This is a genomic window from Gilliamella sp. Occ4-3 (genome assembly GCF_001690675.1).
Lineage (GTDB): Bacteria > Pseudomonadota > Gammaproteobacteria > Enterobacterales > Orbaceae > Gilliamella > Gilliamella bombi.
In genome coordinates this window covers 68,259-82,547 of the sequence record NZ_LZHR01000118.1, presented here as the reverse complement: position 1 = coordinate 82,547, position 14,289 = coordinate 68,259, and the positions used below count along the sequence as shown (strand labels likewise).

At 37.9% G+C, this 14,289-nt stretch carries 18 protein-coding genes; all 18 read right to left on the bottom strand.

Features of this window, described 5'->3' with window-relative positions:
• Positions 1–211: 211 nt before the first annotated feature.
• Entirely contained in the window at positions 212–985 is a 774-nt protein-coding gene (locus A9G44_RS12465) for a 3'-5' exonuclease (protein ID WP_081298342.1), read from the bottom strand.
• 8 nt (positions 986–993) lie between these two features.
• Positions 994–1,404, bottom strand: coding sequence for a J517_1871 family lipoprotein (locus A9G44_RS12460; protein WP_081298341.1), 411 nt, complete (start codon positions 1,402–1,404; stop codon positions 994–996).
• A gap of 53 nt (positions 1,405–1,457) precedes the next feature.
• The gene (locus A9G44_RS12455) at positions 1,458–4,721 is read right to left on the bottom strand and encodes a tape measure protein (RefSeq protein WP_065611406.1); all 3,264 of its coding nucleotides are present in this window, start codon (positions 4,719–4,721) and stop codon (positions 1,458–1,460) included.
• Positions 4,722–4,723: 2 nt separating this feature from the next.
• The gene (locus A9G44_RS14155) at positions 4,724–5,002 is read right to left on the bottom strand and encodes a phage tail assembly protein T (RefSeq protein ID WP_081298346.1); all 279 of its coding nucleotides are present in this window, start codon (positions 5,000–5,002) and stop codon (positions 4,724–4,726) included.
• Positions 5,003–5,016: 14 nt separating this feature from the next.
• Positions 5,017–5,388 (bottom strand): phage tail assembly chaperone, encoded by a 372-nt coding sequence (locus A9G44_RS12450; protein ID WP_065611404.1) that lies wholly within the window; start codon positions 5,386–5,388, stop codon positions 5,017–5,019.
• Entirely contained in the window at positions 5,388–5,858 is a 471-nt protein-coding gene (locus A9G44_RS12445) for a phage tail tube protein (protein ID WP_065611403.1), read from the bottom strand. Before A9G44_RS12445 ends, A9G44_RS12450 begins: the two co-directional genes overlap by 1 nt.
• 60 nt (positions 5,859–5,918) lie before the next feature.
• Entirely contained in the window at positions 5,919–6,245 is a 327-nt protein-coding gene (gp17, locus tag A9G44_RS12440; RefSeq protein WP_065611401.1) for a tail completion protein gp17, read from the bottom strand.
• Positions 6,242–6,670, bottom strand: a complete 429-nt coding sequence (locus A9G44_RS12435) for an HK97-gp10 family putative phage morphogenesis protein (protein ID WP_065611399.1) — start codon at positions 6,668–6,670, stop codon at positions 6,242–6,244. Before A9G44_RS12435 ends, gp17 begins: the two co-directional genes overlap by 4 nt.
• On the bottom strand, positions 6,663–6,992 hold the full coding sequence (locus tag A9G44_RS12430) for a phage head closure protein (RefSeq protein WP_065611397.1): 330 nt from the start codon (positions 6,990–6,992) through the stop codon (positions 6,663–6,665). The genes A9G44_RS12435 and A9G44_RS12430 overlap by 8 nt, the downstream gene beginning before the upstream one ends.
• A gap of 4 nt (positions 6,993–6,996) precedes the next feature.
• Positions 6,997–7,305, bottom strand: a complete 309-nt coding sequence (locus tag A9G44_RS12425; protein ID WP_065611394.1) for a head-tail connector protein — start codon at positions 7,303–7,305, stop codon at positions 6,997–6,999.
• Between the two features lie 11 nt (positions 7,306–7,316).
• Positions 7,317–7,847 (bottom strand): Ig-like domain-containing protein, encoded by a 531-nt coding sequence (locus A9G44_RS12420; RefSeq protein ID WP_065611392.1) that lies wholly within the window; start codon positions 7,845–7,847, stop codon positions 7,317–7,319.
• A 79-nt stretch (positions 7,848–7,926) separates the two neighbouring features.
• Positions 7,927–9,198: a phage major capsid protein gene (locus A9G44_RS12415; protein ID WP_065611390.1), complete on the bottom strand. Its 1,272-nt coding sequence runs from the start codon at positions 9,196–9,198 to the stop codon at positions 7,927–7,929.
• A 70-nt stretch (positions 9,199–9,268) separates the two neighbouring features.
• The gene (locus tag A9G44_RS12410) at positions 9,269–10,201 is read right to left on the bottom strand and encodes a S49 family peptidase (RefSeq protein WP_065611389.1); all 933 of its coding nucleotides are present in this window, start codon (positions 10,199–10,201) and stop codon (positions 9,269–9,271) included.
• Positions 10,189–11,442, bottom strand: coding sequence for a phage portal protein (locus A9G44_RS12405; protein ID WP_065611387.1), 1,254 nt, complete (start codon positions 11,440–11,442; stop codon positions 10,189–10,191). Before A9G44_RS12405 ends, A9G44_RS12410 begins: the two co-directional genes overlap by 13 nt.
• Positions 11,443–11,444: 2 nt before the next feature.
• Positions 11,445–11,624, bottom strand: a complete 180-nt coding sequence (locus A9G44_RS12400; protein WP_065611385.1) for a hypothetical protein — start codon at positions 11,622–11,624, stop codon at positions 11,445–11,447.
• The gene (locus A9G44_RS12395) at positions 11,618–13,342 is read right to left on the bottom strand and encodes a terminase large subunit (protein WP_065611383.1); all 1,725 of its coding nucleotides are present in this window, start codon (positions 13,340–13,342) and stop codon (positions 11,618–11,620) included. Before A9G44_RS12395 ends, A9G44_RS12400 begins: the two co-directional genes overlap by 7 nt.
• A gap of 2 nt (positions 13,343–13,344) precedes the next feature.
• On the bottom strand, positions 13,345–13,830 hold the full coding sequence (locus A9G44_RS12390) for a phage terminase small subunit P27 family (protein ID WP_065611381.1): 486 nt from the start codon (positions 13,828–13,830) through the stop codon (positions 13,345–13,347).
• 94 nt (positions 13,831–13,924) lie between these two features.
• Entirely contained in the window at positions 13,925–14,287 is a 363-nt protein-coding gene (locus A9G44_RS12385; RefSeq protein WP_065611379.1) for an HNH endonuclease, read from the bottom strand.
• Positions 14,288–14,289 lie beyond the last annotated feature (2 nt).

The following is a 14,289-nucleotide window of genomic DNA, read 5'->3' as shown; positions in this document are numbered from 1 at the left end:
TCAAAACTGCAAAGAGACAGCGGACTTATTTCCCGAGGGTGTTGTATTCGTCGCACTCCCGATCATAAAATCTGGATATAAAAAAACCGCTTAACTATCGGGTGCGGTTACCGCTCTTTGAAGGTGTTTTGAGCACCTTTTTAGAATATATATTAAGTTAACAAATAAAGTCAACTAATATTATTTTACTGGGTGTTCTCTCGGCATTCTTTTAGAGGTTAAGAAAACTATTAATTATAGATAAAACTGTTTTACAATCAGTTAAAGACCTATGCTTTTGACCTTCTATTTGCACCTTTCTCAATCTGGCTATAAAGTCAAGCGACTTGAAAAGATATTCTCCATTTCTTTTTTGCTCTCCATTCCATTGAGCCATAAGTTTCATAACGCATGCACTTTTAAATGTCGGAGATGGAACTTTTGATAATCTACATGTTTGCATAATTAAACGTTTGTCATAACGTTCATTATAAATAAAAACCAGATCGGCTGATTTAACTATTTTTCTAAACTCTTTATAAATATCTTCCCATAGAGGAGCGTCTTTCACCATTTCATTTGTGATACCATGAATGTTAATAGCATCTGCAGGTATTTTTCTCTTTGGTTTAATCAAGGTATCAAGTAAAACATTACCTTTTAAGTCAATAATGCTTACTTCGATAATTTCAGCTTTTTCATCCAAACCAGTCGTTTCAGTGTCTAAGATTAGCGTGTTATCAGTTATTAATTTAGCAAGTAAAGATCGATAATAGTTGTCACGAGAAATAGGTGGTTCTGTATAAAATTGTTTCTTCTTAGAAAGATCTTGATAGTTAACTATTAGTTCTTTTTTTTTAAGTTTTGATATTTTTGACGGCTTCAACGGCTTATTTAAATGTTCATCTGATTGACCTTTTCTTTTTTTCAGAGGTGTCCACCAAAATATCTGTAGAAAAAATGCAATAATAAAAACAAATATACCTAATGCCGCCCACCACATCATAATTTACCTTATTTATTAAATAAATTTTGACAGAATGTTGATGACTTTGTCAGGTTATCATCTTTATAAAATTTGTACTTTGTTGTGCCATAGTAATACGACTTAGCTTCTATTACACTTCCGTTAGTATCTGTTATTTCTAACTTCTCTCCACTTTGATAAATTATCTCTTTACCATTAAAAATTAACTTGCCATTAACATTTTTACCATTCCAAGAATAACAAAATTCACCTGTCCCATCATTATTGATCTTCCATGTATTAAGATATGGACCAGACGCACCCACCCAAAAACCAATCAAGGATGATTGCGGATTAACTTTTTTTGCTGTTATAAAATCCTCTCCATTTACATCGCCAATTGTCGCGCACCCAGCCAACCAAAAACCTACAACACCGACTGTCATTAATTTTTTCATACCATTCTCCTTAATTAATTTTTGGATAATGGTATGAAATTTCGGCTACTAAATCAACGTCTATTTAATTTGCCTCCTGGGCGTGTTTGCTCATCAAGAATTGCTAGTACTGATTGCTTTATCATATTCCCGACTGCTTTTCCGTCATCCTCAGATAAACCACCGTTACCAACATTTACAGGCACGTTTACTGTTATATTACCGCCTGATTTATTCGATGTTTGCAAGAAATCTTTTAAATCAGCATTTGTTCGTGCATCAACTACACGCTCACCTTTATCAAGTAGCCAAGTACCCTCTTTAGGGATGTTATCAATACCGCTATGCGCCATACCTGAAATTGTTTGAGCTGCGATCATGCCAACCGACGCATAGCCAAGACCTCGAATTAATGAGGCGGCAGGAACACCCATTATTGGACCTAATTCAAGTGCTTTTGCAGCCGCAACTTCGGTACTAATCATCGCTTGTGCAATAGCGGACGCTTTACTAGCAAGAAACATCACTTTGTATGCTGCTGATGATTCGCCTGCCGTCTCTCTGAACATGTCAGCAATAGAGCCAGTTAACGATGAAAATGTGCCGAGTGCCGCTAATGTATATGCAGACTGAATATCCTTTTGCTTTTGTTGCATAGTTTCTTCAATCTTAACGACAGCGTCAGCGTACTCTTCATACATAATCTTCTTTTTCTCTAAGAGATCGGCTAGTATTGTTAGCTGGTCTTCTTTCCAGTCTCGCAGCTTTTTATCGTCTTCCGCTACATTCAGTAAATCACTACCCAAACCACTGTAAGAGTTGTGATAGCTGAATGTTGGTGCTGATTCAGCGGCTTTTTTAGCCATTCTATTAAGCAGTTCTTCACGTTCTTTTAATGATAGATTTGCTTTTTCGATAATCGATAAATGCTGCTTGTAAGTATCTAGCTGTTGCTCAGCAGGAGTGCGCAAAGAATCCATAATTGATTTATACTCTTTTTGAGCATTTAACTTATCTAGTTCAACCGCTTTGGTTTCCAACGCTTTCTTCTGAATATCAGTTAATCTACTAAGTTCACCTTCGGCTAATTGTCTGCGGATTTTTTGCAACTCAGTGATATCTGTATATGCATTGATTTGGTTGTTGAGTTTATCTAACTGCGACTTATACAGTTCTGCTGCGCTCTTGATCGTTTTTGAATGCTTGAAGCCCTCTTGTAGCTTGAAGCTTTCACGTAGATTTTTTGCAAATTCCGATAGTTTTTGAGCGAGTTTATCAGTCATTTTCCCTGATAAATCCGCCCCTTTCGCTAATGCAATTAAATCATCTGCATGTTCAAGCGCAGCATCGCCAGCTGCTCGTTGTAGCCCTGCAAGCACATATGCTGCTTCTGCTCCAGCATCTGCTTTGACGTTGTTAACATCAAGTTGCTGACTAAGTACGCCAAGTTGATTTTCTAAATTGGGAAAATCAGTTACATCAAGTTTTTTAACTTCTTTAGCTGTTTCAGCCGAGGCTTTGCCCACCGCATCCATTTTTTCTTTGTTTTCTGCTAGCTTCTGAGCATTTTCTAACAGAGCAGTAGTAATATTCCCAATTAGTGTCTTGAATTGTTCGCCGCCTGCTGTTGCTGATGTAAATTTCTGCCCAGCTTCAAATAGCTTCTCGCCAAATTCTTTTGATGTTATTTCTCCCTCTTTTAGCTTATTTTTGAGCGAATCAATTTCATTCACATACTCATCAATAGCTTGTTTATTAGATGGTGACAAATAAAGCGTCACACCCGAATATCCAGCGGGTAAAATGTCAGTTAATTTATCCGTTAATTTATCTTTAATATCAGAAATATTAATATCGATATCTTTTGTATTAATATCGATTTCAGCTTGCAGTCCAGTTGTTATATTTAACTGTCTTGATTTGTCGAGCTCTTTAAACTTAGCGAGTAGTTGATCAATGGGTAGCTGTAATTCTTCGATCGGCTTCTTAGCTTTATCTGCGCCGTCGCCCATCATTAAAAAACCAGCGCCCACCGATAACAATGTTGTAGCTAAGCCAAGTGGACCACCCAGCATACCTAATAAACCGCTACCCGCACGGGATAACAAATTAAATTTACTAGTTAATACATTTACTTTTGTTTGTGCAGCAGCTAGCGCATTGTTTGCTTGTGTTTGGCGATTAATAGCTGCTGTTAAATTGTTTTGCGCAATTAAATTGGCTTTTAAGCCAACTGCTCGTTGTGCTTCAAATCTAGCAGCATTTACTTCTGCAACCGCTTTTAATTGCAAGCTTTTAACAGCTGCTAGTTGTGCTTGGGCTTGAGATATTTGTGCTGCTCTGTTTGCTAATGTTGTTTTTGTTGCATTAAAAACAGATAGCGAAAGTCCGCTAAAATATCGTGATAATCCTGCGGCAGTTAAAACTGCGCCAGCACCAGTAATCAAATGAATATTGTCCGCAACGACTTTCAAACCACTAGCAACACTTTGTGTAATCCCCATGTTGCTATTTATCTCACCGATTAACGACTTAAAGCTGTTTGATATTTGAGTAAAACCGTCTTTTACAGTATTACCCATGCCATCAGCCATTTCACCCGTTTCATCTTTAACCTTAATCATTGCATCAGCAAGCTGTCGCATTGATATTTGACCACTCATACCGAGTTGCTTTATGACCTTTTCGGCTTTACCTGTTGAGTTTGTAAGTGCTGTAACAACATTTGGCGTTGATGCCATTATCGATTTCCAGTCGTTACTACTAACTTTCCCTGTGATCATCGATTTAGTGATTGCGTTAATGCTTGTTGATACTTTATCTGCAGAAGTCGCATTTATAGTATAACTGTTTGACATGGCTTCGATAAAGTCGATCGTGTCATTTGTGCTATAACCAAGATCCCGCATTGATGAAGCCGTTGCAATGTATAGCTCTTGCGAATCTTCGATAGCTTTAGCATTGCGATTACTAATTTCAAGCAAGCGACCCTGCACTTGCTCATAATTATCAGCTGAACCCTCGACAGATGTAATAGCCATTCTGATACGAGCAGCTGATTGCCCCCAATCGTCCGCCATATTGACAATGCTAGTAAAGGCAAAACCACCGGCAAATGCTGTAGCAACACTTAACGCTGATGATTTTAGTTGTGTTAATTGCATGTTCAGTGCTTGAACTGAGCGATTATTGCTAGCAATGTATGCATCAAACCGCTTTGAGCGATCTTCCATTGTTTTGTAATAATCTGTACCAAGCCGTGATGCCCTGCTCATTTCTCGTTGATATGATGATGAGTCGGCTGTGACTCGGATTGCCAATTCTCGCAATGTTGCCATAATTATTTCCCAAGTAAATTAGATAAAGCATCAAAGATACTCACAGGCTCTTTCTTCTCTTCTTTGAATTTAAGTAAACAGTCGTCAAACTCGACTTTTGCGCCTTGTGAGCGATAGATAGCTGATGCGACTTGTGCGGCGTGCCAGTCGTGACGCTCGTCGCCGATCGGGTTTAATTTGTCGAATGCGACCCAGTAATAAAACTCTCTAGCCGTTAATGTTTGTTCAAGCTCGGCAAGAGTTTTACCGAGCCTTAATGCAAGCTTTAACTTAAAAAACAGCTCAGGATCGCTTTCTACTTTTTTTCAGCTTCTTTTATTGGCTCGCTTTTCAAGCCTAGTAGATTAAAAGCTTCATTTACTAGTCGGGTGTGAACAGGACCGTAGCTTTTTACTAAATCATCAATATCATTGCTGAAAACAAAATCACCGTTATCGTCAAGCAGCACTGTCGCAAATAGCGTTGCTTCTGCTTTAATGTTCAGTAAATCTTTTTCGTGTTCAGTTAGCTTTTTATTATCTGTGATATCTTTGATTGTCTTAATGTACCGATTAAAATCAGTGTGCAAAGGCTCACGAATAGTAACCGCAACACCCCACTCGGCAACGTGAACTTTTTTTGTACGAAAGCCTGAATTTTTTGCTGTAATAATTTGTTTTAAATTCATTATTTTTGTCCTGAATTAACAGATGGAACATTAAAAACAAACTTGCCTTTAACTTTAAATGAAAATGAGCCTGTTACAACACCGTTTTTAGCACCTTTGAACTCGTAGCTAGTTACGCGAGCAATCCAATCGATTGAGCTGCCATCTTCGTACTTAATTTGAAATGCGTAGTTATCTCCCGTGTCGTACGATTTACGTAAAACTTGCTGTGCAGCGTTGCCGATAACAAAATTAGCATTCATGGATACCGTCGCTTCTGCAGGTAAACCGCTAATAGTCTCTTTTGTGATTGAGGAAAGGGTTGATACGTCGATTTCTTCGCCCTCAGGTGCTGTCATTGAGTAATCAGTTACAGTGCACTCAAGACTAAGCTTTGCTGTTGCCTGCGCAATAAATTTAAGGGACGGATCTTTACTAACAAAAACACCAACATCCCTTGTTTTTGTATATTCACTTTGTACTTCTGCCATATTAATATCTCCAAAATAAAAAACCGCAGTTAAGCGGCATAAAAATGGTTAAATAGGTAATTATTGAATGAAAAATTCTAATGTTGAGCGATATAGCTCAGTTTCTGATTCGTAGTCTTGGCGACTAGTGATATTGAATGGTTTTAACGGTTTCAGTTTTTCGTACGCTTGTTGTTTAATGGTTTCAGCTTCGAGCAATGTTTTAGCGTAGATATCAACTTGAAAACAATACTCAACAGATGATTGGCCACACATAACATCGTCGTAAACTTCTGAAACTTTTGTGTAACAGATGTAAGGAGGACTAGTCCCCTGTGGCGCAACTAATGGGCTAACACGACCGTCGCACAATGTTTTTAGTGTGTTGTTAATTTTAGCTTCTATCATTTTAAGAAAATCTCATCGATATCTTTTAAAAACTGTTCAAATGCTGCATCTTCTGCCTTTTTTACATTTGCATCAAATGCAGGACGAACAAAAGGCCGTGCTGACATTTTTGAAGTGCCGTTTTCGATCATCCACCAGTAAAAAGGTAAAATATTTTTATGTTTGCCTTTTTGTGATTTCTTTGTAACTCGAATTTTTTTGAACTTCACGCCTGCTGTTAGCGAGCCTCTTGCTGTATCTACAGAAATAGACCGCCTCAAGCGTCCAGTTCGAACTGGCGCACTTGCACGAATAGCATCACGAAAAACAACAGCACCGGCACGCACAGCCTTTTTTGAAACTTTTCGTTGCTCTGCTTTTGACAGTAATTTAAAGTCCGCTTCAAGCTCTTTAAATCCAGCTATTGATAACGTGGGTTTAATCATAACGAGCACCTTTTTGACAGGGTAACTGCAGATGAGTCTGCTTTTCATTTGTTAAAACGGCTTTAATATCATAAATAATCCCGTTATGACATGCCCGCATATCAGGAGTTATTACGGCATTTTTATATTTTCTAACGGTAATTGTGCAATTTGAGACGGACTGCTCGGTTTGGCTTGAATTAAATTCTCTTCCAGTCTGATCTGTTATTGCCCCCCACAGTGTAATAACATCATTCCATTTTTCTGTTATTTGTCCAAGTTCGTCTTTTTCTTTTGTTTTTTGTTGAAAAACAATACGATTTATTAAGCGACCAGTTTGCATAAACCTATCCAATTGCATGTTCTTTGAACGGATGTAGCATAACTTCAACATGAGCGGGAATACTACCACCTCCTCGCCCTTCAAACAGATTGCAAACAAGAATCTTTATTGCTAGTAAAACATCAGCTTCGGCAATAAAATAACGCTTACCATCACAAGGAAACTCTGTATCTTTTGGTAAAAAAATACAGTTACACTCTCTTTCGATTCTTTTATGAACACTTTCAATCAATGCAGATATAACAGGATCGTGCTCAGTTATATCATCTTCAATTTGAAGAAAGCGTTTCACATCAATTAAGTCAACAATCATTGAAGCACCAATTATTTTTTATAAAGCTTGGCCACATTCCGTGTTTCAACTAATTCTTTTGCATAACTAGTTTCAAAACCCGCAATATCACCACGCGAATAACGACTAAAAGGACAAATGAATTCAACAATAACTTTAGTATCGTTTTTAGCACCTTTTTGCGGTTGCTGTGTTTTTTGATCTTTAGGCGGTGATGGAGGTAAGCTAGGGCTCTTTTCTTCAATATATTTCAATTCAATTGAATTTTGATTCACAACATCATTCACACTAAAGCCAAACTTTTCTTCACCAACATTCGTTGTTGAAACGGTGCATGTATATGTACCGTCGTCATTGCTTGTTAGTGCAGATAAAATACTTTTACTTTCAGAAATTAACGCTACTTTATATTCACTAGAAAGATTTTTAATATCATTACCTTCTGAGTCCTTTAATTGGATTGTAATAACAGCTTGATCTGTCCCATTTGCTAAGATTTGCTCTTTGTTTATCGATAATACAGATAATTGTGCATCAGCAATTAGATTTTTAGTTTTGCTCATAATATTCTCCTAAAAATAAAGCCATCAGTATCTTCGATGGCTTTATTATTGATGTTTTTAATTAGACAAATTATCTAAATTAAAATGCAACTTTTGACCCGAGTGATAATCCTTCAGGATGACGGAACCCGATATCATGTTCAGTAACAACACGAATTAATGATTGGTTACGTGCAAAAGCTGAAACTTGATTACCATTTGCGTCGATATATGTCGCTTCTCGTGAATAATCAATTGTCATATTGCCATCTTCACCGATGACAACATCATTGAAATCCGCAAAATAAATTTCGGTTTCATTTGATCCTGTACCTAAATTTGATGGAATGGCGTTGGTGTGTTCGATCGGATATCCTTTCAAAATGCCTTGCGCCATTTCTGGATAAACTTTGTTACCATTTCCATCACGTAGCCCAAACAGATACATCCACGTGCGAGGCGACATAGCCCATCCGCATTTAATCATCAAGCTGTTTGATTCCATTAGTTTTAAAATCAATGAATCTAAATATTTATCAACTTCATTCAAATTCACAGCACCCGACCAATCAACATTACGTGAGTTATCCATTGCTGTGGCTTTAAACCCTTTCGGTGTGTTGTTATTACCATCATCACGCAAAAAGGCTTTATCTTCACGTACTGCAATTGCTGACAGCACATCAGCTAATACCATTTGTTCAACATTGAAGCCTGCTCGACCAATTAATTGGTTAGACATCGGCACCAGCGCAATCATTGTTTTAGCCGTTAATTTAACATCATCAAATTTTGACTCTGTGGCTTTTGCATCACTACCTTCGCCAACATAGGAAGCTGTTGCTCCCCCCGACATTCGTGGTAAGCTTAAATTGCCATTTGGCAATGGAATTGAACGAGCCCCCAGTTTTCGAACTACAGTGCGATCACGTAAAAGCTCAATAACTTCGCTATATAAATTTTGCGGAATTAATGCTCCACCCGATGCTTGTGTAGTACTAATTGCCATTGAAACGCCTTTATCTCCGATTTCTGTTTCGGCAAATTTTGCAGCATCTTGAAGATTACCTTTACCTGCAGCAATAGACATTGCAATTCTGGCCAATCCAGCACCAGGATATTGTTTAAGATCTTGCTTAACAACAACTGCCGGAGCATTAACGGCACTGACTGGTTGTGCAATAGCTGCTTGCATTTTTTCTGCTTTTTCAAGTTGTTCTATTTGCGCTGTAATTTCATCAAATTCAGTACAAAGTTGAGTGAACTGAGCTGACTCATCACTCGTTAACCCAGCTTCTGACTTTTTTGCTAAAGCTTGCACTTTATCATTTACTTCTGAACGTTTTCTTCGTAATTCTAGAATTTTAGACATGTTTTCACCTTGATTTAGATATAAAAAAAGCGACTTGAGTCGCTTGATGAGAGTAAAAAATTATTAATTGTTAAATTCGTGATGCGTTAGCAATTGCTTGTGCACGAATCTTAATGTTATTTTGAACTTTTGCTTGTTGTTGATACTGTGATGCAATTAAATTAATTGCGTTTTGAGGCGTTTGTAATTCATCAGCTAGTCCAGCACTTATTGCTTCATTACCAAAATAACATCTTGCTTGTGTATTGATAATCGTTTGAACATCAACACCTCTATATTTAGCAACTGACTCAGTAAATAATTTATATGTCCAGTCAAGCTGCCCGTTAAGGAATTCCAATGCATGATCGCTTAATGGCTCATGAATTGAACCTGCATTTTTATAATCACCTCGATAGAGTGTTGTAAATTTAACACCAGCATTTTCTTCAAGCTTTGACATTTCCATATGTTCTAGAATTACGCCGATTGATCCAACTCCTGATGTTTCACTCAGAATTACTTTTGAACACGCAGCAGCAATAAAATAAGCAGCAGAAAAAGCAGAATAATTAACAATAGCGGTTATTGGCTTTATTTCCCTTGATTGATAAATAAAATCAGCTAACTCTTTACAGCCTGCTGCGGTACCACCACCTGAATTTATATCAAGTACAATCTCCTTTATTGACGCATCATTCAGTGCTTGATTGATATCGGTACGTAATTTTTCATAGCTGACAAGCTCTGTACATGCTGCGTTGATTGAGCCTCTTCGTGTTGTTAATAAACCGTGAATAGGGATAACTTTAACGGGACTAGCAGTGCTTGTCACTGCGGTTGCTTCAATATCATTTTTGCTTAAATTGATTTTATTCAATTCAATATCTGATAATGCTAATGAGCCACTTAGCATACGTGGGACCAAAACAGATTTTACAGCGTCCAAGGTTTGCGGTGTTGCATAATGAGGAACTCCAAAAACCTGATTTGCTAGATGAGGATAATTAATTAATTTCGGCATAATATTGTCTCTATTTCTTTTATTTGGGATGGCGTTGCTTTTTTAATTCCTGTTAACATTGATGTATCAATCATATTCAACGGTGTTAAATAAGTATCGCCGCCAGATATTGGGGTTAGGTTTTCCATTCTTCTGATATCATTGACAGATAACCACCCCCACTGCCTGCCAATCGCATATGATTCATACCGTGCTTTTTGATCGCCTCTAAGCAATCCCGATACGTTAAATTCAATATATAAATCTTTACGTTCTGACGGTAATAATAAATCACGCATCATTGCCGCTTCATGACGTTTTAACCAAGGCAATAAGGTATAAATAACAAACTGTAACCCTTGATGCTCAATATTGCTAAATGTGGCTTTGTCCAAGGACTGGATCATATGAGGAGGAACTTTATATAATCGGCAAACTTCAATTACGCCGTATTGACGGCTTTCTAGTAGTTGTGCCTTTTCGTTATCCATTGCCAGTTGTTTATACGTCATGCCCTCCTGTAGTAAAGCTACTGAAAATGCATTACGAATCCCGCTGTGTTTTTCTCTCCATTTATTTAATATGGCATCCACTTTTTCTTGAGATTCTATAGGTTTAACATCGCTAGGGCGTTCAATTACTCCACTCATTGTTGTGCCATTAGCAAACACTTGTGATGCATGCCGATCAACGGCAATACTCAAACCGATAACATCTGCATTAGTTTGCAATGGTGAAACTCCCACAAAACCATCAAACGAAAATGCTTTAACATGATGCATCATGTGCATGGGGACAATTTCATTGTGATCTAAAAGATTATAATAAGGTAATCCGTCAGGACCTTTTAAAACCTGAATTTTTTTAGGATTTACAGGGATTAACTCTGTTACATAACCACTTCCGTCACGCTCTATTAATGAATAACTATTTCCATCAACGCCAAGATAACCTTGCTTTTGTTCATTGAATTCAAAAATAGTGTCTTTTTTATTTGGCTGATTATGAATTAAATCATATAAAGGGTGATCTGTTGCTCGTTCTCGCTGTCCATTTTTACCACGACGATAGAGTTCACAGGGCAACTGTGCTACAGACTCGGCTAAAAGAGTAACACAGGCCTGAACTGCGCTTTGTGCAAATGCTGTTTCACGATTTACCATCACCCCTGCCGAGCTTGATCTTCCAGAAATAGAGCTAATCCAACGCCAAGCTCCACTCTGTTGAATTTTATGCCCTTTGAACATTGAGGGAGTAAACATTATTAACCTTCTTTATTTTCAATTTGTTGTGAGTTAGCAATCACCTTTGAAGCAAAATATGACCACATGATAAAAATACAACCTGCAGTAATAAAACCACATGCGGGCAATATAAGCCATGCTCCGTAAGAGACTAACGCCCCTCCCAGAACCCCAATTAAAAAAATAATTATGTTTAGCATAAGACATCCGTTTTTTCGTAAATTGAATCTTCATCATCTTGTTCAGATAGAATAATTCGACCAATAGCCATTATTAACGCTACCGCTCCATCAATTTTGTTTTCATTCCGCTCTTTTATCGGTCGCACAACATCATCATTACCTGGTGCATTTTTTCCAACAACGTTACTAATACACCACGTTAAAATAGGGTTACCGTCGTGATGAAATCTGCCCGATTGAATGGCAGCCTCCAATTCCTTCATTGGATCACTTAAATTAGTAAAGTTTTGAATAATTGTGACTGGGTTTAATCCCTCGTCAGCTAGATGATGTGATAGGTTTGTAGCTCCGTGCGGATCTATCGCTGAAACTGTGACAGGATTATCTTTGTTGGACTCAATAGCGTCATGTAATATTTCACGATAATCAATTTCGGCACCGTCAGTAACTTCTAGATGCCCCGTATTAATCCATTTTTGAAAGCGTTCTGCTGTTTTTCTATCTTCGACATCAGCACCATAAACAGTGTCATAGGGCACCCAAAACTTTGGAGAAATACAATAATAATGGCGTTTACCATCAAGAATTCGGTGAAATAGCCTGACTCCACTGTTCATATCCAATTTTCTGGCCAAATCATATCCACGTATTACTGATTGCCCCTCAAATTGCTCTAACGATAAACTTTTATCTTCGCAGCTTGCCCAACTGATCATATTAAAAAATGCTGATTTTGCTGAAACCCACACATTTAAATGTTTAGTCTTAAACGTATTTGCCAATCTTGCATTATTAATTGCTCGTTGTTGTTGGCTTAATAAAAAGTCACGATAAACAGAAATACCTATATTGGGATTGGCCTTTTCAAGTGCAGAGGGATCTGTCCAATCGTCACCCTCATCAATCGTGTAAATAATGCCAAACAGTTCATCATTCGGGACTGTTCCATTTAGCATATCAATCACTTCTCGGCGTTTGTCATAACAAGGACCTTCAATGTTATAACCTGCGGTTGTAATCGCCCACATCAACGGCTGTTTACGTGCCCCCATACCTGTTAGCATTGTTGTGTAAAGTGAATCGGTATCATGTTCATGATATTCATCAACAATTGCACAACTAGGAGAAGCCCCGTCACCAGGATTACCGATCAATGGTTCAAAGCGAGCACCGTCTGCAATTCGACTAAGATTAGAAGCATTTACGGCTATACCAAATGCTTCACAAAGAAGAGGTGTTCGTTTACACATTAATCGAGCAGGACGAAAAACTTCCCACGCTTGTTTTTCAGTTGTGGCACCAGAATAAACTTCTGCACCAAATTCATTATCCGCCGAAAAGCAGTATAACCCCGTTCCTGCTGAAATTGCCGACTTCCCGTTTTTACGCGGAATTTCAGTGTACACTTCACGAAATCGACGTAAATTTGTTTTTTTATGAACCCATCCGAATACACAACAAAATATAAATAATTGCCACGGCTCTAATGTGATCGGCATTCGTTTAAATGCCCATTCGCCTTTTGTATGCGGCAATAATTGAATAAATTTACATACTTTTTCCGCAAGATCTTTATTAAATTTATATTTAAATGACTTATTTTTTTCTTGTTCTAAATCATCTAAATGCCTTTGGCATGCGTCAATTACATATTTACACGCAATAATTTTTCCTTTAACAATATCTCTTGCATATTGATTTGCAGCATTAACATTTTTATATGATTTTTTGGCCATAACTATAAATTACTAAATGGGTTATTTGATTTTTCTTTAGTCGCTAAACCAATCAATCTTTGACGGCTACTAGGATCTAAACCCAGCAATGCGCCAGTTGTGTTCATTTCAGATTCTTGTTCTTTTTTGGCAGTTAACTCAGGATTTTTTACTGGTCCACCAGTTGCGCCGATCACGGTATTACCCTGCCGAGCAATATTAATTACAGCTCTACGCCAAAATTCATATGCGACACACCAACGCTCAAGAATACTCAAATCGGTTACACACAATAGTCCTTCAGCACACAGCTCTTTTGCTGTTAGCTCCCACATTATAATAGCGAGATGCAATTCAGCTTCTACAAACCATTCTGGAGGGGTAACACCTTTTATTGGTGTAAAAGTGGGTTCATATTTATTAAGTTTACGTTTGCCCGGATTGTTCGTGAGCTTTTTAATTGCGACTGGTTTTGGCTTACGTCCTGACCGTCCGCTTGCTCCAGCCATAACATCTCCAATTTAAAGTTCATTTTTCGCGGTTGTAAAAATTTGCCTAGGGGGGCGGTACTCAGGAAGAAAAGCTACAGAGATTTGATCCCCCCTACCTAAGCCGCTCTCTTGCTGTTTTCTTATCATGACAGTGCTTATTAATTGCACGCAGATTACTTAGGTCATCTGTTCCGCCATGAGCCTTGGCAATGATGTGATCAACGTGAGTGGCTTCTTTAACCAAACCCAATCCCTTACATTCATCACACTGACAAATATATTTATCACGCTGCAAGACTTGTTTCCTTAGCTTGTCCCAAGATGATCCATAACCTCGCTCATGTCTTGAACGACCTTTTTGGTACCTAGCCCAACTGTTTTCCGTTGGTTTGTGACTTGTACAATAACCTGACGCATCAGTTGTAACCCTTGGGCAACCTTGTTTTCTACACGCTTTTGGTGTGCGAGCTGGCATAT

Excerpts from the sequence above, each read along its gene's own strand:
- A9G44_RS12465 (WP_081298342.1), bottom strand. The coding sequence starts at position 985 with ATGATGTGGTGGGCGGCATTAGGTATATTTGTTTTTATTATTGCATTT.
- A9G44_RS12460 (WP_081298341.1), bottom strand. The coding sequence starts at position 1,404 with ATGAAAAAATTAATGACAGTCGGTGTTGTAGGTTTTTGGTTGGCTGGG.
- A9G44_RS12455 (WP_065611406.1), bottom strand. The coding sequence starts at position 4,721 with ATGGCAACATTGCGAGAATTGGCAATCCGAGTCACAGCCGACTCATCA.
- A9G44_RS12450 (WP_065611404.1), bottom strand. The coding sequence starts at position 5,388 with ATGAATTTAAAACAAATTATTACAGCAAAAAATTCAGGCTTTCGTACA.
- A9G44_RS12445 (WP_065611403.1), bottom strand. The coding sequence starts at position 5,858 with ATGGCAGAAGTACAAAGTGAATATACAAAAACAAGGGATGTTGGTGTT.
- gp17 (WP_065611401.1), bottom strand. The coding sequence starts at position 6,245 with ATGATAGAAGCTAAAATTAACAACACACTAAAAACATTGTGCGACGGT.
- A9G44_RS12435 (WP_065611399.1), bottom strand. The coding sequence starts at position 6,670 with ATGATTAAACCCACGTTATCAATAGCTGGATTTAAAGAGCTTGAAGCG.
- A9G44_RS12430 (WP_065611397.1), bottom strand. The coding sequence starts at position 6,992 with ATGCAAACTGGTCGCTTAATAAATCGTATTGTTTTTCAACAAAAAACA.
- A9G44_RS12425 (WP_065611394.1), bottom strand. The coding sequence starts at position 7,305 with ATGATTGTTGACTTAATTGATGTGAAACGCTTTCTTCAAATTGAAGAT.
- A9G44_RS12420 (WP_065611392.1), bottom strand. The coding sequence starts at position 7,847 with ATGAGCAAAACTAAAAATCTAATTGCTGATGCACAATTATCTGTATTA.
- A9G44_RS12415 (WP_065611390.1), bottom strand. The coding sequence starts at position 9,198 with ATGTCTAAAATTCTAGAATTACGAAGAAAACGTTCAGAAGTAAATGAT.
- A9G44_RS12410 (WP_065611389.1), bottom strand. The coding sequence starts at position 10,201 with ATGCCGAAATTAATTAATTATCCTCATCTAGCAAATCAGGTTTTTGGA.
- A9G44_RS12405 (WP_065611387.1), bottom strand. The coding sequence starts at position 11,442 with ATGTTTACTCCCTCAATGTTCAAAGGGCATAAAATTCAACAGAGTGGA.
- A9G44_RS12400 (WP_065611385.1), bottom strand. The coding sequence starts at position 11,624 with ATGCTAAACATAATTATTTTTTTAATTGGGGTTCTGGGAGGGGCGTTA.
- A9G44_RS12395 (WP_065611383.1), bottom strand. The coding sequence starts at position 13,342 with ATGGCCAAAAAATCATATAAAAATGTTAATGCTGCAAATCAATATGCA.
- A9G44_RS12390 (WP_065611381.1), bottom strand. The coding sequence starts at position 13,830 with ATGGCTGGAGCAAGCGGACGGTCAGGACGTAAGCCAAAACCAGTCGCA.
- A9G44_RS12385 (WP_065611379.1), bottom strand. The coding sequence starts at position 14,287 with ATGCCAGCTCGCACACCAAAAGCGTGTAGAAAACAAGGTTGCCCAAGG.